Origin of the sequence: Flavobacterium silvisoli (assembly GCF_004329815.1) — a bacterium.
Taxonomy (GTDB): Bacteria; Bacteroidota; Bacteroidia; order Flavobacteriales; family Flavobacteriaceae; genus Flavobacterium; species Flavobacterium silvisoli.
Map to the genome: position 1 here is coordinate 81,868 of NZ_SJPE01000010.1, position 26,655 is coordinate 108,522.

Consider the following 26,655-nt stretch of genomic DNA (forward strand, 5'->3'; position numbering starts at 1 on the left):
TAAAAAATATTTAGTTAATATTTATCACTTATATGTTAAATGTGTTAAATACAGAGCTTATTTTATAAAACTGTTAAAAAATCACTTCTCGCAACACTTAAACAGAAAAATTCAAACCATAAACCAACAAAAGCCACCAGACTATCGGAATGCTCTCCACCCAAAAAGCACTGTAGTATTTAGAGCGTTTTTCATTGGCAAAAATCAAAAAAAGAACCGCAGTCAATGCTATTCCCAATTTGACAGTAAAAGCCTTAGAAGTAAAATCAACATTCAAAAATTCAATTGAAATAAACCCCAACAGCAATAACACCCCAATCAGTTTCGTCCGTTTGACCCCTATCTGTTGCGGCACGGTTTTTAAATTCGGATCGTCTACCTTCAAATCAATAATTTCAAAAATCAGTATCAAAACAAAAATCAGAATAAACCGTTGTAACGCCACCCAAAAAACAGCTGATGTAAACGGAATACCCGCCTCAACAACAGGCAAAAACAAAGTCACCCCCACCCAACACAAAGCCACCATGTATATTTTTACCCCCGCCCAGTTTCGGGCATTGCTGCGGTTAGGAAAAAAAGGCAATGTATAGAGCAGTGTCAAGATCAAAAAAGCGAAGGCCGCAATCTGTGTGGCTCGTCCCAACTGTAAAAAATAGTATCCCGTGGCTGCCAATGCCAAAAAGCTCAACACTGCAATAGCTTTCAGTTCAACCCTCATCTGCAGCTTTTGAGTGCGTGCCAAGGCATCGTATTTAACAAAATTATACCCCACTATCGTTCCGAAAAAAGCAAAGAGCGCACTGTCGTGAATAGCCTCTATATGAAACAAAAAACCGGTCATGCGCACCAGGGCATAAACCGACAAACTGACGTGTAGACTGCTGTTGAGATAAAAATCGAGAAGCTTCTGTAAGTACCGCATCTTTCAAAAATACGCAAACTGTTAATAACAACCGTTTTTGGTTAAAAATTTCTCGAAATTTGGCAGCTGTTTAACCAAAAATTCAGACTTTAATAATTACTTTTGTTGCCGTTAAAACCGAACTCATTTCGGTTGCCCGAAACAACACAACTGAACACACTTTAGAATTTACTATTTAATGAAAACAGACGCATTTGCATTACGCCACATAGGTCCACGTGAGAGCGACCTAAACCATATGTTTAAAACCATCGGGGTTGAGAATTTTGACCAACTGCTGTATGAAACATTTCCTGACGGTATTCGTTTAAAAAACGATTTACAGTTAGACCCGCCTATGACCGAATACGAATATTTGAATCACATTCAGGAATTAGGTAAAAAAAACAAAGTATTCAAATCATACATCGGTTTGGGGTACCACCCCACTATTGTGCCGGCAGTAATTCAAAGAAACATTTTTGAAAACCCGGGTTGGTATACTGCTTACACCCCATACCAAGCCGAGATTGCTCAGGGTCGTTTAGAAGCTATTCTGAATTTCCAAACCACTGTGATGGAATTGACCGGAATGGAAATCGCCAACGCCTCACTTTTAGATGAAGGTACGGCAGCAGCCGAAGCTATGGCACTTTTATTCGACGTCCGCACGCGTGACCAAAAGAAAAACAATATCCGTAAATTCTTCGTTTCCGAAGAAATACTCCCGCAAACCCTATCTGTATTGCAAACGCGTTCTACTCCTATAGGGGTAGAATTGGTAGTGGGCAATCACGAAACCTTTGATTTCTCTAGTGATTTCTTCGGGGCTATTTTACAATACCCGGGCAAATACGGTCAGGTGAATGACTACAGCGCCTTCATCGCCAAAGCTCACGAAAATGAAATTAAAGTAGCCGTAGCGGCTGACATTCTATCTTTAGCCACCCTAACTCCTCCAGGAGAAATGGGCGCATCAGTGGTTGTAGGAACCACACAACGTTTCGGAATCCCGATGGGGTATGGCGGACCACATGCTGCCTACTTCGCTACCAAAGAAGAATACAAACGCTCTATGCCGGGCAGAATCATCGGTGTGTCTATTGATGCCACCGGAAAACGCGCTTTGCGCATGGCATTAGGAACCCGTGAACAACACATCAAACGCGAAAAAGCCACCTCTAACATCTGTACCGCTCAGGTATTGTTAGCCGTTATGGCCGGAATGTATGCCGTGTATCACGGACCGAAAGGATTGAAATACATCGCTGATAAAGTACATGCCTCAGCCGTAACCTTGGCAGATGCCCTCAATAAATTAGGCGTATATCAAACCAATACCGCTTTCTTTGACACTATTGCAGTAAAAGCGGATGCTGCCAAAGTAAAAGCCATTGCCGAAAAACACGAAGTAAACTTCTTCTATGCCGATGCCGATACGATTACCATTGCGTTAAACGAAACCACTTCATTGGCCGACCTGAATCAAATCATTGCCATTTTTGCAGAAGCCACCGGTAAAGAAGCATTCAAAGTGGCAGAATTAAATACAACCAACAACTACCCGGCTTCGCTGCAAAGAACCTCAGCGTTCCTACAGCACGAAGTATTCAACAACCATCATTCGGAATCGCAATTGATGCGTTATATCAAAAAATTAGAACGCAAAGATTTATCGTTGAACCACTCCATGATATCCTTGGGGTCGTGTACCATGAAACTCAATGCCGCCGCCGAAATGTTGCCGCTATCCATGGCCAACTGGAACAGCATTCACCCCTTTGCTCCGGTAGAGCAGGCGGAAGGCTACCTGACCATGTTGAAAAAATTAGAACAACAATTAAACGTAATCACCGGTTTTGCCGGTACCACGCTGCAACCTAACTCAGGAGCACAAGGCGAATACGCCGGCTTAATGGCTATTCGTGCGTACCACTTATCCCGAGGTGACCACCACAGAAATGTATGTTTGATTCCATCCTCGGCCCACGGAACCAACCCGGCTTCGGCAGCCATGGCAGGAATGACCATCATTGTAACCAAAACCACTCCGGAAGGAAATATAGACGTAGAAGACTTAAGAACCAAAGCCATTGAGCATAAAGACGATTTATCGTGTTTAATGGTTACCTACCCTTCTACTCACGGTGTTTACGAGTCTTCCATCATCGAAATCACCAGAATCATCCACGAAAACGGAGGTTTAGTATATATGGACGGGGCCAACATGAATGCGCAGGTAGGCTTAACCAATCCGGCCACCATCGGGGCTGACGTATGTCACTTAAACCTGCACAAAACCTTTGCCATCCCTCACGGAGGAGGAGGACCGGGTGTTGGACCTATTTGTGTAAATGAAAAATTAGTGCCGTTTTTACCAACCAATCCTATCATCAATGTTGGAGGAGACCAAGCCATAACAGCCATTTCATCGGCTCCTTACGGCTCTGCATTGGTGTGTTTGATTTCGTATGGTTATATCACCATGTTGGGTGCCGAAGGATTGAAAAACGCCACTCAATTCGCCATCTTGAATGCTAATTATATGAAAGCGCGATTGGAAGCCCACTATCCGGTTTTATATTCCGGAGAAATGGGTCGTGCCGCTCACGAAATGATCTTAGACTGTCGTGCCTTCAAACAAAACGGCATCGAAGTAACCGATATCGCCAAACGTTTAATGGATTACGGATTCCATGCCCCTACAGTATCGTTCCCGGTAGCCGGAACTTTAATGGTAGAACCAACCGAATCCGAAGATTTGGCCGAGTTAGACCGTTTCTGCGATGCCATGATCAGCATCCGTAAAGAAATTGAAGCCGCCTCAGCTGAAGACGCTAATAACGTACTGAAAAACGCTCCGCATACCTTAGCCATGGTAACGGCAGACACTTGGACCATGCCTTACACCCGTGAGCAGGCAGCCTATCCGTTGGCTTATATTCACGACAACAAATTCTGGCCAAGCGTACGCCGTATAGACGATGCCTATGGCGACCGAAATTTAGTGTGCTCGTGTGCGCCTATCGAGGCTTACATGTAAGAACTACTCACTACACCCACAAAAGGTTTCAAGTTGTACAATTTGAAACCTTTTTTTATGTCTTTTTTTAACAAAAGAGCTCTAAAAAACAGAAAAATAACCGGCTACAAAGGCGGTTTATTGCAAAACCAACAACTCTCCTACACCACTCCCGTAAACACCACTTGTACCGGGTTAAACTGTTTGTTATTGCAAAAATTCTTGTCTCCCAGTGCGGTACGGCTGTTCCATACCAGTAATTGCGCGGCCACTATAAGTCGGGTGCCGGCCGGGTAAACATCCGTCTGCAAGGCTATAGGCGTTGGAATATGTTGTTTCATTTCAAAACTAAAAACTACAGTATCCGCCTGTGGTCCTCGGTCAGGGTGCCAAGAGGCCACCACAAAAACCAAAGCGCAGGAAGCTTTACTATCGGGCAGCAATTTAGAATGAACAGCAGGGACCAATGTTGGAGCCAGGCACAAACTACCGTCATCCGACACCTCAAAAGGAAAAATTACAGGAAGCAAAAGCTCTAACGGACAGGTTTTATGAAACTCAAACCCAATCAAATGGGCTAAATCTGCGGTAAATAAAGTCAAATGATTCGTATACCCCTGAGGAATATGAAACCCTTTGTGCAATTCACCCGTCAAGCGTTGACTGGTGTACGGATGAGTTCCCAGTGCCAATAACGACTGAAATGCCTTCCGGATGGTCTGTGATTGTGCTACCGCATATTTAAAATCGGCGGCACTGGCTCGGGTACCTTTCGTTTGTTTGGGCTTCACCGGACGGGTTTGCAGCACTTTCATACCGTTCATATTCCGTATATACACACTGCCTACAAGTCCTTGCAGCTGTTGTTTTGCATTGAGTCGCGCCATACCGATACGTATTAAATACTGCAAATTACATATTTATTTCGGTTTTTACGTACAATTAAACAGAAATTATGTGCAGTTAAAGACTAATATACTACCCGTTACACTTGAGCCCTATCCCAATCATACAGCAGTTGTTTCCCACATACCACCCATATACATGCGATGTATATCCGATGTAAATACTGTTTATATCGGACACACATCGCATACACATCGGACACATATCGGACACAACCCTAAAAAAACCAAAAGTCAATTATTTGTCAGACCCACACAAAGCAGTTTTTATTATCTTTACCTTAACCCCACAAAAAGGGCACATCAGACAGTACAACACAAAACAGCATCAAATCTAATGACACCACCGGGACTAACGAGCGCAGAGGCCGCCAAACGACTGAAACAACATGGGTACAACGAATTGCCTTCGGCAAAACCCAAGAGTATAATGCAAATAGCTTTTGAAGTCATTAAGGAACCAATGTTCATCCTGCTGATTGGTTGCAGTTTGGTTTACCTGCTTTTGGGCGACTATCTGGAGGGCATCAGTATGGTATGTTCTGTTTCGGTCATTATTTTCATCACCTTTTATCAGCATCAAAAAACCGAAAAATCGTTAGAGGCATTAAAACAACTCTCCTCCCCCCGCGCTTTAGTCATTAGAGATGGTACAGAAATACGAATAGCAGGCAGAGAGGTAGTGCCCGATGACATTATTATTCTGCACGAGGGCGACCGTGTCCCCGCTGATGCATTGGTTATAAATAGTGACAATCTAACCGTTGATGAATCATTATTAACAGGAGAATCTGTTCCGGTGCTCAAAAATGCCGGATCAGAAGCCACAAACCAACAACCGTCTGTTTTCAGCGGAACCTTAGTCGTTCAGGGCAAAGGAATGGCAAAAGTTACAGCTACAGGCACCAATACTCAGTTTGGTAAAATTGGTACTTCCCTGCAAAGCATTGAACAGGAGTCAACCCGCTTGCAGCGCGAAATGAAAGTACTAATTCGCAATTTGTTTATAGGAGGCGCTGTGCTTTGCATTGGGGTTGTGGTTGCATTTTACATCTCCCGCGGCAGTATTCTTAATTCATTACTCACCGGCCTCTCGGCGGCCATGGCCATCTTGCCCGAAGAATTCCCGGTAGTACTCACCATCTTTTTAGCATTGGGTGCCTGGCGATTATCCAAAAACAAAGTACTCACCCGAAAACCGTCGGCTATTGAAACGCTGGGTTCAGCCACTGTATTATGTACAGACAAAACCGGAACCATTACCCAAAACAAAATGGAAATTGCCGCGCTGCGCGTAAACGACACCATCTACTCAAAATACGAGTTCAAAACCAACAGCGAGACTATCTTTCCGGCTTTAGAAGTGTTGTACCGCGCTTCGCAAAACAATTCGATTGACCCGATGGAAAAAGCGATTGCCCAAGTGTATGAAAAACATAAAACAACCACAACAAACCCGCACTTGCTTCGGGAATATCCGCTGAGTCGGTCGTTGTTTGCCATGACCCGGGTATTTGAATCGGAAACTAAGGACATTTGCACGGCTTACTGTAAAGGAGCACCCGAAGCCCTGTTCACGTTGTGCCAATTACCGGAAATGGAACTAAAAAACTATACCCGAACCGTACACCAAATGGCAGAACGGGGGTACAGAGTACTGGCCGCCGCACAAGCCCAATGGCAAGGTGATGTGCTGCCCGAAAGTCAACAGGAGTTTGCTTTTACCTTAACGGGGTTGGTAGCTTTTGAAGACCCCATTCGCCGCGAAGTTCCTCAGGCCATAGAAGAATGCGACGAAGCAGGTATAAGAATCATCATGATTACCGGTGATTTTCCTGCAACGGCCATCAGCATCGCCAACCAAATAGGGCTGCCGCACAATTACCGTGTATTGACAGGCACTGACCTTCAAAAAATGACTGCAGCCGGTTTGCAAGAGCAAATCAAACACACTTCTATATTTGCCCGAATAGTTCCTGAGCAAAAATTGCAAATCATTAAAGCACTCAAATCTAATGGTGAAATTGTAGCCATGACCGGCGACGGTGTAAACGATGCACCTGCCTTAAAAGCCGCTGACATAGGAGTAGCCATGGGATTAAAAGGGACCGATGTGGCCCGGGAAGCTTCTTCATTGGTTTTACTGGATGACAATTTTGCTTCTATAGTACACGCCATTCGTTCGGGCAGAAGAATCTTTGACAATTTGCAAAAGGCAATGTCCTACATTATAGCTATACACATACCCATCATAGGTTTGGTACTCCTGCCTGCATTTTTCAATACCTTACCCATTCTTTTAATGCCCCTGCATATTGTTTTTCTGGAATTAATTATTGACCCTATTTGTTCCATTGCTTTCGAATCAGAGCAGGAAGAAAGAGGCATCATGAGACGCCCGCCCCGAAAACCCGATGAGCTTTTCTTTGGATGGCGTAAAATAACGTTCAGTCTATTTAAAGGGATTCTCCTTTTTGTTATGGTCCTCATAGTGTATTTCTTATCGGTAAAAGAAGGCCACACCGAAGGCGAGGTCAGAGCTATCGCCTTTTCGGCTCTCATCATAGGCAATGTATTCGTCATCCTCACCTCTTTGTCCGAAACCCGTAATTTTGTTTCGGTCATCCTTGAAAGAAACAGTGCCGTATTTATCATTACCATTATGGCTTTGGTCATACTGCTGGCGGCTATTGCTGTTCCTTTTCTGCAGAACATTTTCAGCTTTGACTTTCCGGGTTACCAACACTTTATTCCTGCCATTGCCGGAGCATCTGTATTACTGCTGGTGCTGGAATTGCTGAAAGTAGTGAAACAGCGTTTCTTAAAAAAGACCAAACAGTTTAACTAAAAATAAAGACTGACGCTATTATAAAGACATCCATCACCTTGTAAACCTCTCATCTTTTCAAGTTAAAAACTGACTTTAATCAGGAATTTAACCGCAAGAGAAGATTACTTTTGTGACAAATAAAAAAGATGAACGACATTCAAACTCAGGAAGACCTTTATACAATTGTAGCTGAATTTTATAAAAAGTTGTTTGCCGACGAGCGCATCAGTTATATATTCACCGAAATTGTCCCTATACACACCAAGCTTGAGGAACACCTGCAAATGCTGGTTAAGTTTTGGTCACAATCCTTATTGGGCACCGGAGGGTATTACAACAATCTCACCCAGATGCATCTTGATGTAGACACCCTTTCGCCTTTAACCAAGGAACATTTTGACATTTGGCTGCACCATTTTGAAGCCTCCATCAACGAGAACTTTTGTGGCATTACTTGTGAACGCATGAAGAACATGGCCCATAACCTGTCGACCATCATGCAAATCAAAATCAAGCAGAAAAATACTTAATATTTTGAAATTCAAAATTTTGCTCCACTATTATTGCCATATTTGCAATTCGCCAAGAATTATGAATTCACTTTAAATAAGTTGTAATTTTTATTCCTAATTTAGTCAAAAATCACCCCGCCATGAACAGTAAGATAACCGGTTCCGGAAGTTATATTCCTACCGAAACAGTAACCAATAAAGATTTTGCCCAACATGTTTTCCTGAATGATGACGGCTCCCCTTTTCCGCTGCCCAATGCGGAAATTACTGAAAAATTTTATGACATCACCGGTATCGAAGAACGCCGCTATGTTTCTGATGATCTGCTCACTTCTGACATAGCTACCATAGCTGCAAAAAACGCTATCGAGGATGCCGGTATAGACCCCGAAACACTTGACTATATCATTATGGCCCACAATTTTGGTAATGTCAGAAAAGGAGCCATTCAAACCGATTTAGTCCCTAGTTTAGCTGCCAGAGTCAAATACAACTTAAGAATTAAAAATCCGAAATGCGTTGCCTACGACATGCTTTTTGGCTGTCCGGGCTGGATAGAGGGTGTCATACAGGCACAGGCATTTATCAAAGCGGGTATGGCTAAAAAATGTTTGGTCATAGGTGCCGAAACACTTTCGAGAGTGGTTGATTTGCACGACCGCGACAGCATGATTTATGCCGATGGAGCCGGCGCCACTGTAATTGAAGCTACCTCTGAAGAAGAGGGAATCATAGCTCATGAAACCGCTTCCTTTACTTATGATGAGGCTTACTATTTGTATTTTGCCAATTCGTTCAACAAATCACACGACCCTGATGTTCGCTATATCAAAATGCACGGTCGAAAGATCTATGAGTTTGCCTTGAGCCAGGTTCCCAAAGCCATGAAATCGTGTTTAGACAAAAGCGGTATTCCCATTGATGCTGTCAAAAAAATACTGATTCATCAAGCCAATGAAAAAATGGACGAAGCTATCATCCATCGTTTTTACAAACTCTACGGACAAGTACCGCCCGAAGGCATCATGCCTATGAGCATTCACAAACTGGGCAATTCGAGCGTGGCTACCGTTCCTACACTATACGATTTACTGGTAAGGGGCAAAATTGAAAATCAAAAACTGCACAAAGGCGATGTTATCTTACTGGCTTCTGTCGGAGCCGGTATGAACATAAATGCCATAGTCTATAAAATGTAGTATAAGTTTAAAGCATCAAAACGGTAAAAAGGTTACTTTTGACCCATTAAAACCATAAGACGTTTCCATGTACGAGAAGACCTATCCGAGCAAGCGATTCAATTTAACATTAGCTTTTTTAAAAAAGCACATCCATACTACCGAAACCATACTGGACCTGGGAGTTCCCAATCCGTTTTCTAAGATCATGGAAGAGAACGGCTATACGGTAATCAACACCAAAGGCGAAGATTTAGACAACGACCAAACGAACCTGCAGCAAGAAAACTACAGTGTTGTGACCGCTTTTGAAATTTTTGAACACTTATTGAACCCCTACACGGTATTGCAAAACATAAAAGCTGATAAAATATTAATTTCTATCCCGCTCCGTTTATGGTTTTCTGCAGCGTATCGAAGTAAAACCGATATGTGGGACAGGCACTACCATGAGTTTGAAGATTGGCAGCTCGACTGGTTGCTGGAAAAAACCGGCTGGAAAATTATCGACCGACAGCAATTCACACATCCGGTCAAAAAAATCGGTTTACGACCCCTATTGCGCTCTTTCACCCCCAGATACTACATCGTTTATGCTGAAAAAGTAAAGTAATGAACTATTATATTGTCATTCCTTCGCACAATGAAGAGCAGTTTATCGGGTTGACACTGCAATCGTTAATAGACCAAACCGTTTTGCCTCAAAAAATAGTGGTGGTCAATGACCATTCGACTGACAAAACGGCCGAGATTGTATCGGCTTTCGCCCAACAGCATCCGTTCATTCATTTGGTTAACAAAACTTCCGATGCTGTTCACCTGCCCGGAAGCAAAGTCATTCAGGCTTTTCAAAAAGGATTGGAAACCTTAGACGACAACTATGATGTAATAGTAAAAGCAGATGCTGATTTGATTTTTCCTGCCAACTATTTTGAAACCATCATCCGTCATTTTGAAGCGGATGCAACAATAGGAATGGCAGGAGGATTTGCCTATATTGAAAAAAACGGTCATTGGATTTTGGAGAACCTCACTGATAAAGACCACATTCGGGGCGCTTTCAAAGCCTACCGAAAAGAGGCCTTTAAACAAATCGGAGGATTAAGACCGGCTATGGGCTGGGACACTGTAGACGAATTGTTGTGCAAATTTTACCATTGGAAAGTCGTAACCGATGAACAATTACAAGTAAAACACCTCAAACCCACCGGAGCCAATTACAACAAAGCCAGCCGATACAAACAAGGAGAAGCATTTTACAGCTTGGGCTATGGTTTTATCATCACTTGTGTTGCCTCACTAAAACTGGCCATGCGCAAAGGCAAACCTCTGCTCTTTATAGATTACATCAAAGGATTCCTAAAAGCCAAATCGGCAAAAAAACCTTTGTTGGTAACCGCTGAACAAGCCCGATTCATCCGCAAGTACCGTTGGCAAAAAATGAAAGAAAAGCTACTTTGAAGATTTAAAAACCTGAAAATACCAAAGCTCAGCAGCAAGTGATTTTCAAATTTTCAAATTGGTACATTTTCAAATTAATTATACCTATTTTTGACAATATTTTAATGCCATGATGCTAATTCGCTATTTATCCCAAATAGGAAAATATTTCTTGATGCTGAAAGAAGTCTTTAACAAACCCACCAAATGGTCGGTGATGCGACAACTCATTCTCAAAGAAATTGATGATTTGATTATAGATTCACTTGGAATTGTTTGTTTTATTTCGTTCTTCGTGGGAGGAGTTGTTTCTATTCAAACTGCTTTGAACCTTACCAACCCTTTGATTCCGAAATACCTCATCGGTTTTGCCACCAGACAATCGGTCATACTGGAATTTGCACCCACTTTCATATCTATCATCATGGCCGGAAAAATGGGTTCATTCATCACTTCGAGTATAGGAACCATGAGGGTTACCGAGCAAATTGATGCGCTTGAAGTAATGGGAGTAAACTCGTTGAACTATTTGGTATTCCCCAAATTAATTGCCTTACTGCTGTATCCGTTTGTTATCGGCATCAGTATGTTTCTGGGGATATTAGGCGGGTGGATGGCAGCTGTATACGGCGGATTTGCATCGAGTAACGATTTTATCACCGGTATTCAGCAGGAATTCATTCCGTTTCACATTACCTACGCCTTTATCAAAACTTTTGTTTTTGCCTTTTTATTAGCTACCATCCCCTCTTTTCACGGGTATTACATGAAGGGAGGAGCACTTGAAGTAGGGAAAGCCAGTACGGTTTCGTTTGTATGGACTGCCGTTACTATTATTTTGAGCAATTATATACTAACCCAATTACTATTGACCTAATGATAGAAGTTAAAAACATAGAAAAGTCATTTGGCGACAGCAAAGTTTTAAAAGGAATTTCTACCGTATTCGAAACCGGTAAAACCAACTTAATCATAGGACAAAGCGGATCGGGAAAAACGGTATTACTCAAAAGTTTATTGGGAATTCACAAACCGGATAAAGGAACCATTTCTTTTGACGGCCGAATTTATTCTAATCTGAGCGATGACGAAAAAAGAGCGTTACGAACAGAGATAGGCATGGTATTTCAGGGCAGTGCTTTATTTGACAGCATGACAGTAGAGGAAAATGTAGGTTTCCCGTTAAAAATGTTTACACACAAAACGGCCGCTGAGATTAAAGAGCGCGTTGACTTTGTTATTCACAGAGTAAACCTTGAAGATGCCCATCACAAAAAACCTTCGGAACTTTCCGGAGGGATGCAGAAACGGGTAGCCATTGCACGCGCCATTGTAAACAATCCGAAGTATCTTTTTTGTGATGAACCCAACTCAGGCCTCGACCCGAAAACCTCTATCATCATCGATAATCTGATTCACGAAATCACTGTAGAATATAACATTACTACTGTAATCAACACCCACGATATGAACTCGGTTATGGAGATTGGCGAAAAGATTGTCTTCCTTAAAAAAGGAATCCTGGCTTGGGAAGGCACCAAAAAAGACATCTTCAAAACGGATAACGAAGCCATCACCGACTTTGTCTATTCGTCCAACCTTTTCAAAAAAATCAGAAAAGCGCAAAACAGAGAAGAATAAAAAAGGAGCTCGTTGAGCTCCTTTTCTGTTACAAATCATTGGCTTTGGTCGTAATTCGCTTAATGTCCTGTTCCTTACTTTTCGGATAAATCATCAACACATTTTCATTATCTACTATGATATAGTCATCTAACCCATCAATCACAACGAGTTTTTTGGCATCTGAACGAATGATATTATTGGAGGCATTTTCTAAAATAACCGTGGCATTGACCACCGCATTGTTTTGTTCGTCTTTATCTAATTTTTCATGTAACGAACCCCAGGTTCCCAAATCATTCCAATCAAAAGTGGCTGGCAATACGTATACATTCTGTGCTTTTTCCATTACGGCATAATCAATAGAAATGTTCTCTGCTTTGGCATAATGGGCATCTATGAATTCCTTTTCAGAAGAGGTATTGTAGCTCTCCAACCCCTGACGAAACAGCGCTTCCATTTGAGGCTGGAATTTGGCAAAAGCCTCAGTAATAGCTTGAACACTCCAAATAAAAATACCCCCGTTCCAAAGGAAGTTACCGGCTTCTAAAAATGCCTTAGCCGTTTCATAATTGGGTTTCTCCCGAAACTGGTTGACTTTCTTTATGGGGTTGGCATCTTTTTCATCAAATTCAATATAACCAAAACCCGTGTTAGGAAAAGTAGGCTGAATCCCTAGAGTCATCAACGCATTTTCCTTTTGGCAAAAATCAAAACACTGTTGCAAATCTTTGGTAAACTCGGATTCATCTTCAATCCAATGATCGCTGGGAGCTACCACCATCACCGCATTGGGATTCATCTTCTGAATTTTCAAGGAAGCATATAAAATACAAGGGGCTGTATTTCGCATGGCGGGCTCTAACAGAACCTGCTCTTGTTTGACCATAGGCAATTGTTCTAACACCAATCCGTTGTAACGCTCATTGGTCAGTATAAAAATATTCTCGGCCGGAATTAACCACGACAAACGACTAAACGTTTTTTGAATCAATGTGCTCCCCGAGCCCAACATATCGTGAAACTGTTTGGGGAAATCGGTGGTAGAAACCGGCCAAAAGCGTGAACCCACACCGCCGGCCATTAATATTGCGTAATAATTTTTATTCATGATATGCTGTTATTACTTTTCTGAATTGATTTCAGAATGTCAGTATCTGATTTGACTGGCAAAGGTACAAAGCCCTAAAGTTATTTTGTATTTATCCCGGAATTATTTCAACCTCAGCGTTTGCGTTAAACAAATACAGTCGTCCGGTTTTGATTTCAAGACACTCATAACGCTTTACACGAAGTCCTTTCTTTTGAAATATCCTGCCATTCTTTATTCGGAACAAACTACCGCTGGGCACCTCGTGTATGAAATGAATGTCGGCTTTTCTTTCGTCAAATTGTTTTAAGGCAAAGGCTAATCGGGCATCTGTATCACTACTGGCGGTAGGATTTCGGAAATGATTGGCCACCAAGGGCAACACAGAATGCGGAAAAATTTCAGGACGAATGAACGGCACCATCAACCGTTGAAAGGTGTGTTTCCATTCGTTGCCGTGCGGTTTGATTAAGCGACCGTATTTTTCATAGGCTACCAAATGTGCTATTTCGTGTACCAGTGTTATGAGGAAACGGTATTTATTTAAATTAGCATTTACCGTAATTTCATGTTTGCCGCCAACAGCCCTCCGGTAATCGCCATGACGGGTTTGTCGTTCGTTGACAATTTTCAGATGCACGTTATTGTCTTTGATTAACTCAAAGCAAGGCAAAACCGCGTGTTCGGGCAGGTATTTGGCTAAAACCTCACTCAAAACTTAAGGTGTAGTAGATGAAACCTGAAGCACTTTCCCGTTGAAATATTTGTTTCCGGTTAAGGCAAAATTGAAAATATAATCAGCCATTTCTTTGGGCGAGAGTGGTGCTTCGTAACCCGGAAAAGCTTCCTGTAGCATTTCGGTATTCACAGCCCCGAGCGCAAGCACGTTAAAAGCAATGCCTTGTTCTTTGTATTCTTCTGCCAAAAGTTCCGAAAGTGTAATTACAGCTCCTTTGCTCGAACTGTAAGCGGCCAGTCCGGCAAACTTCATGCTGCCTTGTATACCTCCCATAGAACTGATGGAAACCACATGGCTTCCATTGGGCAAAAACGGCAAACACGTCCGGGTCAAATTGGCTACTCCAAAAACATTCACACGGTATACTTTTTCAAAATCTTCCTGAGTAGTTTGAGCAAAAGGCTTATGGATTAAACTCCCGGCGTTGTGAATAATGATGTCTATCTTTTTCCAGGCGGAAGAAAGAAATTTTTCCACTTCGGCTAATTCATCTTCCTGAGACAAATCAACGGTTAAACAGGTAATATTGGCATTTCCCAATAAAGTTTGTGGGGTTTTGCGGGAAACGGCTAAAACGTTGTGACCGGCATTGGCAAATTGCAGTGCCAATTCGTGACCTATACCCCGAGAGGTTCCGGTGATGATGATATTTTTATTCACAATTGAAGAGATTGTTTTCGTGTTTATGAATCTGTGATTCTATTTTGCGATTCTTGTTGTAAAGATATTAAAAGTCATGAAATGAAATCAGCTTTTCCGCTTTAGACTAAACACAGTGTTTTGAACTTGAGTCAACAACATAAGTCCATTGCAATTTTTCAAACAAAAAACCCTTTCATGCCGAAAGGGTTCAATGAGTAATACTATTTACAATTTAAAATTATGTCATTCAAATATATGAAAAATTTAAACCGTCAAACCTCTTGAAATTACGATTCTTTGAATTTCAGAAGTTCCTTCATATATCTGTGTAATTTTAGAATCACGCATCATACGTTCTACGTGGTATTCGGCAACATAACCATTACCTCCATGGATTTGTACGGCCTCATTAGCAACTTCCAAAGCAATTTCAGAAGCATATAATTTAGCCATAGCACCCGAATGAGCGATATCTTTTCCTTCGTCTTTTTCACAGGCTGCTTTCATGATTAGCATTTTGGCAGCAGTAATTTTTACATACATGTCAGCCAATTTAAAGGCAACGGCCTGGTGTTTGAAAATTTCTTTTCCGAAAGCTTTTCTTTCATTGGCATATTTCAAAGCCAATTCGTAAGCACCAGTGGCAATTCCTAAGGCTTGTGAAGCGATTCCGATTCTTCCGCCGTTCAATACATTCATGGCAAAATTAAATCCGAAACCATCGGCACCAATTCGGTTTTCTTTAGGGACTTTTACATCGGTAAACATTAACGAATGTGTATCGCTTCCGCGGATTCCCATTTTCTTTTCTTTCGGACCAATTTCAAAACCTTCCCAACCTCTTTCTACGATGAAAGCATTGATTCCTTTGTGTCCTTTTTCCACATCGGTTTGTGCCATTACCAAATACGTTGAAGCGGTTCCTCCGTTGGTAATCCAGTTTTTAGTTCCGTTCAGCAAATAGTAGTCGCCCATATCTTTGGCGGTTGTTTTTTGCGAAGAAGCATCACTACCGGCTTCAGGTTCTGACAAACAAAATGCCCCGATAACTTCTCCTTTGGCTAAAGGCACTAAATATTTCATTTTTTGTTCTTCTGAACAGTATTTTTCCATACCGGCACACACCAAAGAGTTGTTTACCGACATGATTACTGCAGCAGAAGCATCCACTTTTGCAATTTCGGTCATGGCCAAAACATAAGAAACACTGTCCAATCCGGCACCTCCGTATTTAGGATCTACCATCATCCCAAGGAACCCGAGTTCTCCCATCATTTTGACTTGTTCTGTCGGAAACTTTGAATGTTCGTCTCTTTCTATAACACCCGGTAACAATTCGGCCTGAGCAAAATCTCTGGCAGCTTGTTGAATCATTAACTGTTCTTCGGTTAAATTAAAATCCATACTTGTAAAAAATTATGATTGTTGTTTCTTTAATTTTGGTGCCCAAAAGTATGATAATAAAGTTAAAATTTCAAACGTTTTCGTAAATTTAGCCAATGTTTAAAGAAACCTATCAAGTTATCGGAGTCATGTCGGGAACTTCCCTGGACGGCATTGATTTAGCACATATTCATTTCACAGTTAATGAAGCCAAATGGAGGTACACCATTCACGAAAGTGAAACCATTCCGTACGATGCCGATTGGTTAAACAAACTGAGGACTGCGGTTGATTTTTCTAATGAACAACTGAAAAAATTAAACGAAGAATACACACTGCTTTTAGGAACTGTGATTCACAACTTCATTCAAAAACACGCCATCCGAAATCTTGATGCGGTTTGCAGTCACGGACACACCATTTTGCATCAGCCTCAGAACGGATTGACGCTTCAAATAGGCAATCTGTCCAACATTGCTGAAATTGTTGGTGAAACTGTCGTTTGTGATTTTCGGGTACAGGACGTAAAATTAGGCGGACAGGGGGCGCCTTTGGTTCCTATTGGCGACCGAATCCTATTTACAGAGTATGATTACTGCCTGAATTTGGGAGGCTTTTCAAACGTATCTTTTGAACAAGTCGGAAAGCGTATTGCTTTTGACATTTCTCCGGTCAATACCGTTTTAAATTTTTATGCAAATCTGTTGGGATTTGATTATGATGACAAAGGAAACATCGCCCGTTCGGGAAAGGTTAATACGGATTTGTTTGACGAATTGAACTCACTGAATTATTACAGTAAACCCCACCCGAAATCGTTGGGTTTTGAATTTGTAAAAGCAGTTGTATTGCCCTTGATGGAAAAATATACAATAGCAACAGCAGATAAAATGCGTACTTTTATTGAACATATTGCTGCACAAACTTCTCTGGCTTTGCCCAATCAAAGGGGTAAAATGCTCATCACCGGCGGGGGTGCCTACAATGATTTTTTGACAGAAAGGATGCAACATCATTTGCCGCAATTACAACTCATCATCCCCGATTTAAAAACCTTAGAATACAAAGAGGCTCTGATTTTCGGATTGCTGGGTGTGCTCAGATTACGTCATGAAATTAATGTCCTGAGCAGTGTAACCGGAGCTACTCAAAATCATTCGTCTGGCGTCATTTTTAAGCATTAATTAAGTAGAATTTATTTAACTTTTACATAACTTAGCTATTCAAACCAATAAAAAATAAAAATGAGAAAATTAATGTTAGCCATGATGGCTTTGATAGGATTTACGCTATCCGCAAACGCTCAACAAACTCCAAAAAAGGCAGACAAAGCGGTCAAAGAAACTAAAGCGCCGGCAACGAAAAAAGAAGAAGTTAAAGGACCTCTAAAAAAAGACGGCACTCCGGACAAGCGTTTCAAAGAAAACAAAGAACCAAAAGGTCCGCTCAAAAAAGACGGAACTCCTGACAAACGTTTCAAAGAAAACAAAAAGAAATAACAATCCGAACGCCACTGTATAAGTGGCGTTTTTTTTAGTCAATTTCCCAAATTCTTATTCCTCAATCCTAATTCCTTATTCTTATATTTGCGCCACCAAAAAGACCTATAGGAATTCAGCTTTAAAATCCGGTCTTTTTTATCCCAAACAATAAAACAACATGCAACTGAAATGAAAGATTTACTTAAAAAATTTGAAAACAAACAACCTGAAATAATTTTTAATTGGAAGGATTCAGAAACAGAAGCCGAAGGTTGGACCGTAATCAATTCGCTTCGTGGCGGAGCTGCCGGTGGTGGGACGCGTATGCGAAAAGGACTGGACATGAACGAAGTTTTATCGCTTGCCAAAACCATGGAAGTAAAATTCTCGGTTTCGGGTCCGGCAATTGGAGGAGCAAAATCGGGCATCAATTTCGACCCGAATGATCCTCGTAAAAAGGGAGTTTTGCAGCGTTGGTACAAAGCTGTTTCTCCTTTATTGAAAAGTTATTACGGCACAGGTGGCGACTTGAACGTAGACGAAATACATGAAGTAATTCCGTTTACCGAAGAATGTGGTGTTTGGCATCCGCAGGAAGGTGTTTTCAACGGCCATTTCAAACCTACAGAAGCAGACAAAATCAACCGAATAGGACAATTACGTCAGGGTGTTATCAAAGTAATCGAAAATCCGAAATTCTCTCCCGATGTATTGCGCAAATATACTGTAGCCGATATGATTACCGGTTATGGAGTAGCCGAAGCCGTACGTCATTACTACCACATTTACGGCGGAGATGTACACGGCAAAAAAGCCATCGTTCAGGGATTCGGAAACGTGGGCTCTGCTGCGGCTTTCTATCTTGCGGAAATGGGCGCTAAAATCGTTGGAATTATTGATCGTGATGGAGGTATTATTAACGAAGAAGGCTTTACTTTTGATGAAATCAGACGATTGTTTTTGAATAAAAACGGCAACAAATTGGTAGCCCAAAACATGATTCCTTTTGCCGAAATCAATGAAAAAATATGGACCCTGGGAGCCGATATTTTTGCTCCTTGTGCTGCTTCCAGATTGGTAACCCAAGAACAAGTTGAAAATCTGATTACAAATGGCTTGGAGGTTATTTCATGTGGAGCTAACGTACCGTTTGCCGACAAAGAAATTTTCTTCGGACCTATTATGGAAGAAACTGACAGCAAAGTAAGCTTGATTCCTGACTTTATTTCAAATTGCGGTATGGCCCGCGTTTTTGCTTATTTCATGGAAAAGAAAGTACAAATGACAGACGAAGCTATTTTTTACGACATATCGGAAACCATCAAAAAAGCGCTGGATAAAGCTCATGCTTTGAATGCTGATAAAAAAAATATCAGTGCTACAGCATTCGAAATTGCACTGAAACAATTAGTTTAGTAAACAATTAACAACAAAGTTTACACAATATTTAGTATTTTTAAGCGTTATTAAGTAAACGAACAAAGAATAGTTATGAGTTTTGAACTGTCAAACGAAGACAAAAAATCTTTAGGCATCACAACCGTGGTGTATGCTTTGTTGATTCTGTTGCTTTTCTTTTTGCGCTTTTGGCCTCCTGCCGATATGAAAATCATGGGCGGTGGCGGTGGTGGTGGCATCGAGATGAATTTCGGCGATAGCGATTACGGCATGGGCGACAATTATAAAAGCGAAGTTTTAAATGTGAAAGACCAAGCCAAAGCTACCCCTGTGGTGCCAACCCCGGAGGAAGATGTTATTGCCGACGACAATTCTGATGCAAATGACGCTGTGATTCCCAAACATGAGACTGTAAAAAAAACGCCGGTAACGGTTAAAAAAGACCTTCCAAAACCTACACCTGAAAAACCAAAAGTTTCGAAAAATGCCAACGATGCTTTATCGAGCTTATTGGGTAATAAAGGTGGAGACGGTGATGACAATAAAGGCGGTAACAAAGGAAGTGCTAACGGCAATTTAAACTCCAAAGGCTATTATGGTAACGGAAGCGGAACAGGTACAGGCGGAGGAAACGGTTCAGGAAACGGAACGGGCACCGGAAGCGGAAGCGGTTCAGGAAACGGCAGTGGAAATGGTGGCGGAAACGGCAGCGGCTCAGGTTATTCCTTAGGAAACCGAAAAGCGCTCAGTAAACCTCAACCCGATTATACTTGCCAAGAACAAGGAAGAGTAGCAGTACAGGTTTCAGTTGACCGAAATGGCAACACCATCAGCGTAACGGCCGGAGTACAAGGAACGACCAATACGGCAAAATGTTTACTTGATCAAGCCCGAATAGCAGCCATGAACACCAAATGGCAACCCGACGCCGATGCACCGGAAAAACAAGTTGGTAAAATAATCTATACGTTCAGTTTGAATTAACCATAACAAAAAATCCCGATTAACATCGGGATTTTTTGTTGCTTTTTTAGACCATTACCATTCTTCAGCTTTCTTCTTTTTGTCCATATAGTCTAATAAATTTTTATTTACACCGTTGAACAAATCTTCATAGGCAGCCGGCACGTTGTCTTTGTATTTTTTTAACGAACCGTCTTTATTATAATAATTAGAAAAATCATTCAGATTTTGCGGAGTCGTAGTTTCTTTTCGGTCAAACTCTTCCAAACTAATCGGGTCAAATTTATATTTTCCCTCTTTAAAGGTGATTTCGATAACAAACGTGGCAATTGTACACACATTGGTTCCGCCTGCTTTGCTGCAAATAAAAGGATCTTTTTTGCCCTTAAAAGTTATCTTCTCATTTTCAACAGAAGACACTACACTGTATCCTTTATTTTCCTTTATCCATCCCATTGTACGGCCGTACAGTTCTTTGGCTGAACCTTCGTATTTACCGACAATAAAATCGGTCAATCCTTCTTTTGCAAATTTAAATTCGGTATCCTGTGCAAAAGTTGTCAAGCTGACAAAAGCCAATAACAAGAGTGCTTTTAATTTCATAGTATGCTGTTTTAGTGGTTTATTTCGGACTGGTAGCAATCACAAATTTAAGTTTGTTCTTCACCCCTATTTGAAGTACATCAACCAAATCCTGTACCTGCATGGTGGCCGGAATTCGGATAACCACGGTTTGATCTTTGGCAGGATCCATTTTCGACAAAAGTTTGGCCTCTAACTGATCAAAACCTACTTCTTCTTTATCTACAAAAAACCGCTTTTCTTCTGTTACTGATAACGTAATGAGTTGTTTGTTGGTCTTTTCATTTGTTTTTGATTTTGGCAATGTCATTCGGATAACATTAGGATTGGCCAAAGTTGAAATAATCAAAAAGAACAACAACAAGAAGAACATAATGTCGCTCAAAGAGGAAGTAGCGACTTCTGCGTGAAATCGTTTATTTCGCTTTATAGCCATTTGGTCTTTGAATTATATTGATGAATTCTAACACTTGTTTTTGAATTGCCAGGGAAAAATTATCAATCTTTCCGTTGAACAAATGGTAAGCACTGTAGGCAATAATCCCAACAATAAGTCCGGCACCGCTACTGATCATTTTTTCATACAACCCTCCTGAGATATTACCGATACTGATGTCTTCGGTTACTGAGATGCTGTAGAAAATTTTAATAACTCCCGAAATCGTACCGATGAATCCTAATGTAGGCGCAATACCGGCAATCAAGCCTAATTGTCCTAATTTCTTCTCCATGTACCCGATTTCGATATTAGCAGCGCGCTCCATGTTTGACTCAATTTCATTGATGTGTCTTCCTATGGTAAGCACACCTTCTTTGATAATGGTTCCTTGCGCATTCCCGCTTCTTTCCGCAGCAGAGACCGCCAATTCTATATTAGCATTATTCAAATGATTACGAACATCTGACATCAAATGTGCATCAATTTTAGCGGCTTTATGTATGTACAAATAGCGTTCAAAAATGATATAAAGCGTATAGAATAACAAAATAGCAATCGGAATTAAGAAAAGACCTCCTTTAAAAATAAACTCTAAAACGGAAACTTCATTGGTTAAAGCCTGATTGGCCGGAGTCGCTGTAGGCAGAGTTTGTGCAAGAGTATCAACTTGTAACTGCAAAAATGTACTTATCATATTTATCTGTTTTTTGGCTATTAATTCTGAAAATAATATCAATTTTGTATTCCTCAAATACGCCTGACAATATAAACGAAAAAATAGATAAAAAAGTATAACCCTTGGTTAATTTTTTACGAAAATTATGAACTACAAAGAAACCCTTGATTGGATGTTTAACAAACTGCCAATGTACCAAACACAAGGTGCTACGGCCTATCGAAAAGACATTACCAATACTGTTTTACTAGCTAATCATATAGGAAATCCGGAACAACATTTGAAATGCATACACGTGGCAGGAACCAACGGAAAAGGGTCTACCTCTCACCTATTGGCATCCGTTTTACAGGAAGCCGGATATAGTGTAGGATTGTACACTTCACCTCATTTAAAAGATTTTCGGGAACGCATCAGCATCAACGGGACACACATAACCGAAGAATATGTATGCAACTTTATCAATAAAAACTTGTCTTTTTTTGAAGCCAACAAATTGAGCTTTTTTGAAATGACTGTTGGCTTGGCCTTTGATTACTTTGCAAACAAGCAAACCGACATCAATATTATTGAAGTTGGCATGGGCGGCCGTTTGGACTCTACCAACATCATCACGCCCTTGATTTCTGTTATTACCAACATCGGATTAGACCACACTCAATTTCTGGGTACTACTTTAGAAGCTATTGCTTTTGAAAAAGCCGGAATCATAAAAAGTAAAATCCCGGTTGTGATTGGCGAATATGTTCCAGAAACCAAACCGGTTTTTGAAGCAAAAGCCAAAGAACTCCAATCCGAAATTTATTTCGCATCTGATTTGATTCAGGAAACATATCCGTCTGCCTTGCTGGGCGATTACCAATACCACAATAAAAAGACGGTTTTGCAAACATTGAAAATACTCAATGAAAAAAAACTCTTAACGATTCCGGAGAAGGCGATTAAAAATGGCTTTTTGAATGTGATTAAAAATACCGGGCTTCAGGGAAGATGGCAGCAACTGGGAAGCAATCCAACAATTATTTGTGACACGGCACACAATGCCCACGGACTTTCAATTGTACTCAACCAACTGCAAAAAGAAAAATTTGATGAACTTCACATCGTTTTGGGGATGGTAAACGACAAGAATTTGGAAGAAATCCTTCCGTTGTTCCCCAAAAAAGCAAAATATTATTTCTGCAAGCCAAATATTTCTCGCGGATTAGATGCCGAAATTTTAAAAGAAAAAGCAGCAGAATTTAAACTTAAAGGCGAAATATATAATTCTGTATCAAATGCTTATCAGGACGCTATAAAAAAAGCAAGCCTTGACGACTTTATTTATGTTGGGGGAAGTACTTTCGTCGTTGCAGAAATTTTATAATTTTTTTTTAAAAAATCCTTGCAGAAGTAAAAAACTAGTGTATCTTTGCACTCGCAATAAGGAAGTAATGACTTAAAGCACTAGGGCGATTAGCTCAGTTGGTTCAGAGCATCTCGTTTACACCGAGAGGGTCGGGGGTTCGAATCCCTCATCGCCCACCATCAAAACCTCATCAGTAATGATGAGGTTTTTTATTTTTATCAAATCTTTATCCACATAAAAAAACTCCTCAGTAACCTGAGGAGTTTATCTTTTTTATAAATAATCTAACGTCCGTTCTAAAGCCATCCCTCTGGACCCTTTAATCAGCAGCATTTTATTTTCAATCCTGTTGTCTGCTAAATACCGGGCAAAATCATCAAAAGAACTGTAAAAATGGAAACGCTCGTTATCCACTGCATTTGCAAAAAAATCTTTTCCTACAAAATGACATTCAAACGAACTGTGATCGTTTAAAAACCGGACTATTTCCTTGTGCTCTGCCAGACTTTCTACTCCCAACTCATACATATCACCAACAACAACCATTTGATTCGTTTTACCCAACTGAATAAAATTTTCCAAAGCCACCTTCATACTACTAGGATTAGCGTTATAAGCATCCAATATGATTTCGTTAGATCCTTTAGTCATTAATTGCGAACGATTATTTTCGGGCACATAACTTTCTATAGCATCTTTGATATCATTGACCAAAACTCCAAAATGAACACCTATGGTAATGGCAGCGTTGATATTATTAGCATTATACAACCCGATTAAATGAGAATCAATAACAACACCCAAAGCCTCAATCTTGACAAATGGATTAGCCGATACACTTTTTATAAAAACCGTGGCCTTTTCATCTTTTTGACTGAAAGTAATTCGATTAAAACCGGCAGTTTTGTCATTTTGGATTGCATCATCCAGATTTACAAAGACCTTTTTTTGATTTGACTTCAGATAAGAATACATTTCACTTTTCCCTTTTATTACGCCTTCAACTCCACCAAACCCCTCTAAGTGCGCCTTTCCGAAGTTGGTAATATAGCCATAGTCAGGTTGAGCAATTTCACATAAAAACTCTATTTCCTTTTGATGATTGGCTCCCATTTCAACAATTCCAATCTCTGTTTTTGAGGTAAACGACAAGAGTGTCATAGGAACACCAATATGATTGTTAAGATTACCAACAGTAGCAACAGTGGTAAACTTTTTTGACAACACCACATTAATCAATTCCTTAGTGGTGGTTTTTCCGTTACTACCGGTTAGAGCGATGATTGGTAATTTCAAGTAGTTTCTGTGGAATTTAGCCAGCTCCTGAAGAGCCACCAAACTATTCTCTACCAAAATGGTTCTATGGTCAATGTAATAATCTGAATTATCAATTATAACATAAGCAGCACCTTTCTTAAGTGCTTCAGCAGCAAAAGTATTAGCATCGAAACGATCTCCTTTGAGGGCTACGAAAAATGAATTAGGCTCAATCTTACGGGTATCTATCGAAACTTTAGTACACGTTAAAAATAACTCGTGTATTTCCTGAATAGTCATATATCAAAAGGTTTTAAAATAAAAAAGCCCTTAAAAATAAGGGCTTTTTTGTTATTCACAAACTAAAACTTAGTTTCTTGCTCTTTTCTTTTTGTCGGCTTTAGGACCTACTCTCGACATCGCACATCTGAATCCGATGTAGTCTGTTGCAATGTCCTGAGGGAAGTATCTTCTTTGTGCAGGATCCAACCAGTAAGCTCTGTCTCTCCAGGAACCTCCTTTGTATACTCTTACATCATCATTAATCAAAGTCGTTCTTTTATTTGACTTATCATATTTTCTGATCATATTTCCTAAACTATCTGTAGACACATTGTGTTTAGGAGAGTCATACATTCTTTGATCATCTTTCATTTTTCCTTTTTCATCACCATCTTCAGAGTTACCAAACTTGAAATATCTTGTTGATTGTCTATCACCATCGCGATAGTTTCTGTTGTCAGACTTGTCAAAATTTTGTCTCAAGTAAGTTTCTTTCTCATCAACCGGTACTTGAGCGATTTGACCTGGTAAATTTCTGGCCACAATTTTACCGTTTGGCAACGTATCAAATTTTTGTGTTTCAGCTGTAACTAACTCCACTTTTCCGTCGTCACCGATTTTGTTTTTCATGTATACGTTACCTCTGTAGTAGTTGAAGTCATTAGCTTCGTCATCAACAATTGGTCTGTAAACATCCGCAACCCATTCGGCTACGTTACCTGCCATATCATATAAACCAAAATCATTTGGCGGATACGATTTAACTTTGTTAGTGATATCAGCACCATCGTCAGACCATCCTGCAATTCCGCCGTAATCACCTTTTCCTTGTTTGAAGTTAGCCAATTGATCACCTCTAACCTGTCTTTTTCCTGAACGGGTGTAGCTTCCTGACCAAGGGTATTTCTTTTGTCCTTTGTAGGCGTTATATTCTCTTTGGCCCACATCTGCTGCCGCAGCATATTCCCACTCAGCCTCAGTTGGCAATCTGTATTCCGGTAAGATTAAACCGGAAGTTCTTTGTGCGTATACGTTTCTAGGACTGTTCCCTTGAGTATTAGTACTTCCTGAAGCCGAAGCCTTAGGAGCCGCTCCAGGTTTTTGTCCTTTTTTCAACACAATTTTATCATCTCCACCCATCGCTGTTGATGGTGAAGCTAAGTAAGCCTCAGTACTGAACACTTTCTCAGCGCTTACATCAGTAACTTTTGCATCTTTCTTCAAATAACGTTGCTCTTCTAAAATTTTCTCGTTCACACGGTCTGTTCTCCAGATAGAAAACTCAGTAGCCTGAATCCAGTTAACTCCAACTACAGGATATTCAGCATAAGCCGGATGTCTCAAATAGTTGTTCGTCATCGTTTCATTATATCCTAAACGGTTTCTCCACACCAATGTATCCGGCAAAGCTCCCTCATAGATGTTTTTGTAATTTTCCTGATCCGGAGGGTATACTCTTTTTAACCAATCCAAGTATTCCATATACATTAAATTAGTTACTTCGGTTTCATCCATATAGAAAGACATTACGTGCTGTTGATTTGGAGTATTGTTCCAATCGTGCATTACATCATCCTGAACTTTACCCATGGTAAATGTTCCTCCTTCTACCATTACTAAACCAGGTCCTGTAGCTTGCTTTTTGAATTTAGAAGCGTATTGAAAACCACCTTTTTTGTCGTTGATTTTCCAACCGGTAGCCTTTGAACCGCCTTTAGAATCGGATTTTTTACTACAACTTGTAAAACCAACAATCATTACTAATGACAGCAATAATTTTACAGCAATAATTTTGTTTACTTTCATACTCTTAGTAGGTAATAAATTTCGTGGCGCAATATAAGAATTAACGATTAAATTGCAACACCTTTTTTAAATTAATACTAAATTCGCCATTCGCAGGCGATTTCATATAGAAACGCAAAATTAAAAGTTTTATTGTATTTCGACTTAAAAAAAAATTT

Annotated in this window: 24 protein-coding genes and 1 tRNA gene; 14 read left to right on the top strand and 11 right to left on the bottom strand. The window is 40.5% G+C overall.

Annotated elements, in window-relative coordinates; genetic code table 11:
* Positions 1-97 precede the first annotated feature (97 nt).
* A complete protein-coding gene (locus EZL74_RS09260) occupies positions 98-925 on the bottom strand; it encodes a UbiA prenyltransferase family protein (protein WP_131476327.1) in 828 nt (275 codons plus the stop codon).
* 178 nt (positions 926-1,103) lie between these two features.
* Here EZL74_RS09260 and gcvP point away from each other — a divergent pair, with 178 nt between their 5' ends.
* Entirely contained in the window at positions 1,104-3,947 is a 2,844-nt protein-coding gene (gene gcvP, locus EZL74_RS09265; protein ID WP_131476328.1) for an aminomethyl-transferring glycine dehydrogenase, read from the top strand.
* 140 nt (positions 3,948-4,087) lie between these two features.
* Here gcvP and EZL74_RS09270 read toward each other — a convergent pair whose 3' ends face one another.
* Complete coding sequence (locus EZL74_RS09270; protein WP_131476329.1) at positions 4,088-4,837, bottom strand: hypothetical protein; 750 nt, start codon at positions 4,835-4,837, stop codon at positions 4,088-4,090.
* Between the two features lie 331 nt (positions 4,838-5,168).
* Here EZL74_RS09270 and EZL74_RS09275 point away from each other — a divergent pair, with 331 nt between their 5' ends.
* From EZL74_RS09275 to EZL74_RS09305, 7 genes are all read left to right on the top strand, one after another.
* Positions 5,169-7,679: a cation-translocating P-type ATPase gene (locus EZL74_RS09275; protein ID WP_131476330.1), complete on the top strand. Its 2,511-nt coding sequence runs from the start codon at positions 5,169-5,171 to the stop codon at positions 7,677-7,679.
* A gap of 128 nt (positions 7,680-7,807) precedes the next feature.
* Positions 7,808-8,191, top strand: coding sequence for a group III truncated hemoglobin (locus EZL74_RS09280; protein WP_131476331.1), 384 nt, complete (start codon positions 7,808-7,810; stop codon positions 8,189-8,191).
* Between the two features lie 122 nt (positions 8,192-8,313).
* A complete protein-coding gene (locus EZL74_RS09285; protein WP_131476332.1) occupies positions 8,314-9,372 on the top strand; it encodes a 3-oxoacyl-ACP synthase III family protein in 1,059 nt (352 codons plus the stop codon).
* Between the two features lie 67 nt (positions 9,373-9,439).
* Positions 9,440-9,964, top strand: a complete 525-nt coding sequence (locus EZL74_RS09290; protein ID WP_131476333.1) for a class I SAM-dependent methyltransferase — start codon at positions 9,440-9,442, stop codon at positions 9,962-9,964.
* Positions 9,964-10,812: a glycosyltransferase gene (locus EZL74_RS09295; protein WP_131476334.1), complete on the top strand. Its 849-nt coding sequence runs from the start codon at positions 9,964-9,966 to the stop codon at positions 10,810-10,812. The genes EZL74_RS09290 and EZL74_RS09295 overlap by 1 nt, the downstream gene beginning before the upstream one ends.
* A gap of 109 nt (positions 10,813-10,921) precedes the next feature.
* A complete protein-coding gene (locus EZL74_RS09300; protein ID WP_131476335.1) occupies positions 10,922-11,668 on the top strand; it encodes an MlaE family ABC transporter permease in 747 nt (248 codons plus the stop codon).
* Positions 11,668-12,432: an ABC transporter ATP-binding protein gene (locus EZL74_RS09305; RefSeq protein ID WP_131476336.1), complete on the top strand. Its 765-nt coding sequence runs from the start codon at positions 11,668-11,670 to the stop codon at positions 12,430-12,432. The genes EZL74_RS09300 and EZL74_RS09305 overlap by 1 nt, the downstream gene beginning before the upstream one ends.
* Before the next feature lie 28 nt (positions 12,433-12,460).
* Here the strand turns inward: EZL74_RS09305 and EZL74_RS09310 are convergent, their stop codons facing one another.
* From EZL74_RS09310 to EZL74_RS09325, 4 genes are all read right to left on the bottom strand, one after another.
* The gene (locus EZL74_RS09310) at positions 12,461-13,522 is read right to left on the bottom strand and encodes a mannose-1-phosphate guanylyltransferase (protein WP_131476337.1); all 1,062 of its coding nucleotides are present in this window, start codon (positions 13,520-13,522) and stop codon (positions 12,461-12,463) included.
* Positions 13,523-13,613: 91 nt separating this feature from the next.
* Complete coding sequence (locus EZL74_RS09315) at positions 13,614-14,216, bottom strand: SprT-like domain-containing protein (RefSeq protein WP_131476338.1); 603 nt, start codon at positions 14,214-14,216, stop codon at positions 13,614-13,616.
* A gap of 3 nt (positions 14,217-14,219) precedes the next feature.
* Positions 14,220-14,903: an SDR family NAD(P)-dependent oxidoreductase gene (locus EZL74_RS09320; protein ID WP_131476339.1), complete on the bottom strand. Its 684-nt coding sequence runs from the start codon at positions 14,901-14,903 to the stop codon at positions 14,220-14,222.
* Between the two features lie 243 nt (positions 14,904-15,146).
* Complete coding sequence (locus EZL74_RS09325) at positions 15,147-16,286, bottom strand: acyl-CoA dehydrogenase family protein (protein ID WP_131476340.1); 1,140 nt, start codon at positions 16,284-16,286, stop codon at positions 15,147-15,149.
* Positions 16,287-16,381: 95 nt separating this feature from the next.
* Between EZL74_RS09325 and EZL74_RS09330 the strand changes: the two genes are divergently transcribed.
* From EZL74_RS09330 to EZL74_RS09345, 4 genes are all read left to right on the top strand, one after another.
* Entirely contained in the window at positions 16,382-17,449 is a 1,068-nt protein-coding gene (locus EZL74_RS09330) for an anhydro-N-acetylmuramic acid kinase (protein WP_131476341.1), read from the top strand.
* 60 nt (positions 17,450-17,509) lie between these two features.
* Entirely contained in the window at positions 17,510-17,764 is a 255-nt protein-coding gene (locus EZL74_RS09335) for a hypothetical protein (RefSeq protein ID WP_131476342.1), read from the top strand.
* Positions 17,765-17,935: 171 nt separating this feature from the next.
* The gene (locus tag EZL74_RS09340; protein WP_131476343.1) at positions 17,936-19,162 is read left to right on the top strand and encodes a Glu/Leu/Phe/Val dehydrogenase dimerization domain-containing protein; all 1,227 of its coding nucleotides are present in this window, start codon (positions 17,936-17,938) and stop codon (positions 19,160-19,162) included.
* Positions 19,163-19,237: 75 nt separating this feature from the next.
* Positions 19,238-20,128 (top strand): energy transducer TonB family protein, encoded by an 891-nt coding sequence (locus EZL74_RS09345; protein WP_131476344.1) that lies wholly within the window; start codon positions 19,238-19,240, stop codon positions 20,126-20,128.
* A 54-nt stretch (positions 20,129-20,182) separates the two neighbouring features.
* Here EZL74_RS09345 and EZL74_RS09350 read toward each other — a convergent pair whose 3' ends face one another.
* From EZL74_RS09350 to EZL74_RS09360, 3 genes are read right to left on the bottom strand one after another with little or no spacing between them, the layout of a single operon-like run.
* Positions 20,183-20,710: a hypothetical protein gene (locus EZL74_RS09350; protein WP_131476345.1), complete on the bottom strand. Its 528-nt coding sequence runs from the start codon at positions 20,708-20,710 to the stop codon at positions 20,183-20,185.
* A 19-nt stretch (positions 20,711-20,729) separates the two neighbouring features.
* On the bottom strand, positions 20,730-21,125 hold the full coding sequence (locus tag EZL74_RS09355; RefSeq protein ID WP_131476346.1) for an ExbD/TolR family protein: 396 nt from the start codon (positions 21,123-21,125) through the stop codon (positions 20,730-20,732).
* The gene (locus EZL74_RS09360) at positions 21,106-21,819 is read right to left on the bottom strand and encodes a MotA/TolQ/ExbB proton channel family protein (RefSeq protein ID WP_394345863.1); all 714 of its coding nucleotides are present in this window, start codon (positions 21,817-21,819) and stop codon (positions 21,106-21,108) included. Before EZL74_RS09360 ends, EZL74_RS09355 begins: the two co-directional genes overlap by 20 nt.
* A gap of 130 nt (positions 21,820-21,949) precedes the next feature.
* On the opposite strand from EZL74_RS09360, the gene EZL74_RS09365 reads away from it, so the two are divergent.
* Entirely contained in the window at positions 21,950-23,170 is a 1,221-nt protein-coding gene (locus tag EZL74_RS09365; protein WP_131476348.1) for a bifunctional folylpolyglutamate synthase/dihydrofolate synthase, read from the top strand.
* A gap of 83 nt (positions 23,171-23,253) precedes the next feature.
* Positions 23,254-23,331 (top strand) — tRNA-Val (locus EZL74_RS09370).
* A gap of 94 nt (positions 23,332-23,425) precedes the next feature.
* Here the strand turns inward: EZL74_RS09370 and EZL74_RS09375 are convergent.
* Together EZL74_RS09375 and gldJ are read right to left on the bottom strand one after the other, a co-directional pair.
* Entirely contained in the window at positions 23,426-24,709 is a 1,284-nt protein-coding gene (locus tag EZL74_RS09375) for a UDP-N-acetylmuramoyl-tripeptide--D-alanyl-D-alanine ligase (RefSeq protein ID WP_131476349.1), read from the bottom strand.
* Between the two features lie 69 nt (positions 24,710-24,778).
* Positions 24,779-26,497: a gliding motility lipoprotein GldJ gene (gene gldJ / locus EZL74_RS09380; protein ID WP_131476350.1), complete on the bottom strand. Its 1,719-nt coding sequence runs from the start codon at positions 26,495-26,497 to the stop codon at positions 24,779-24,781.
* Positions 26,498-26,655: the final 158 nt, after the last annotated feature.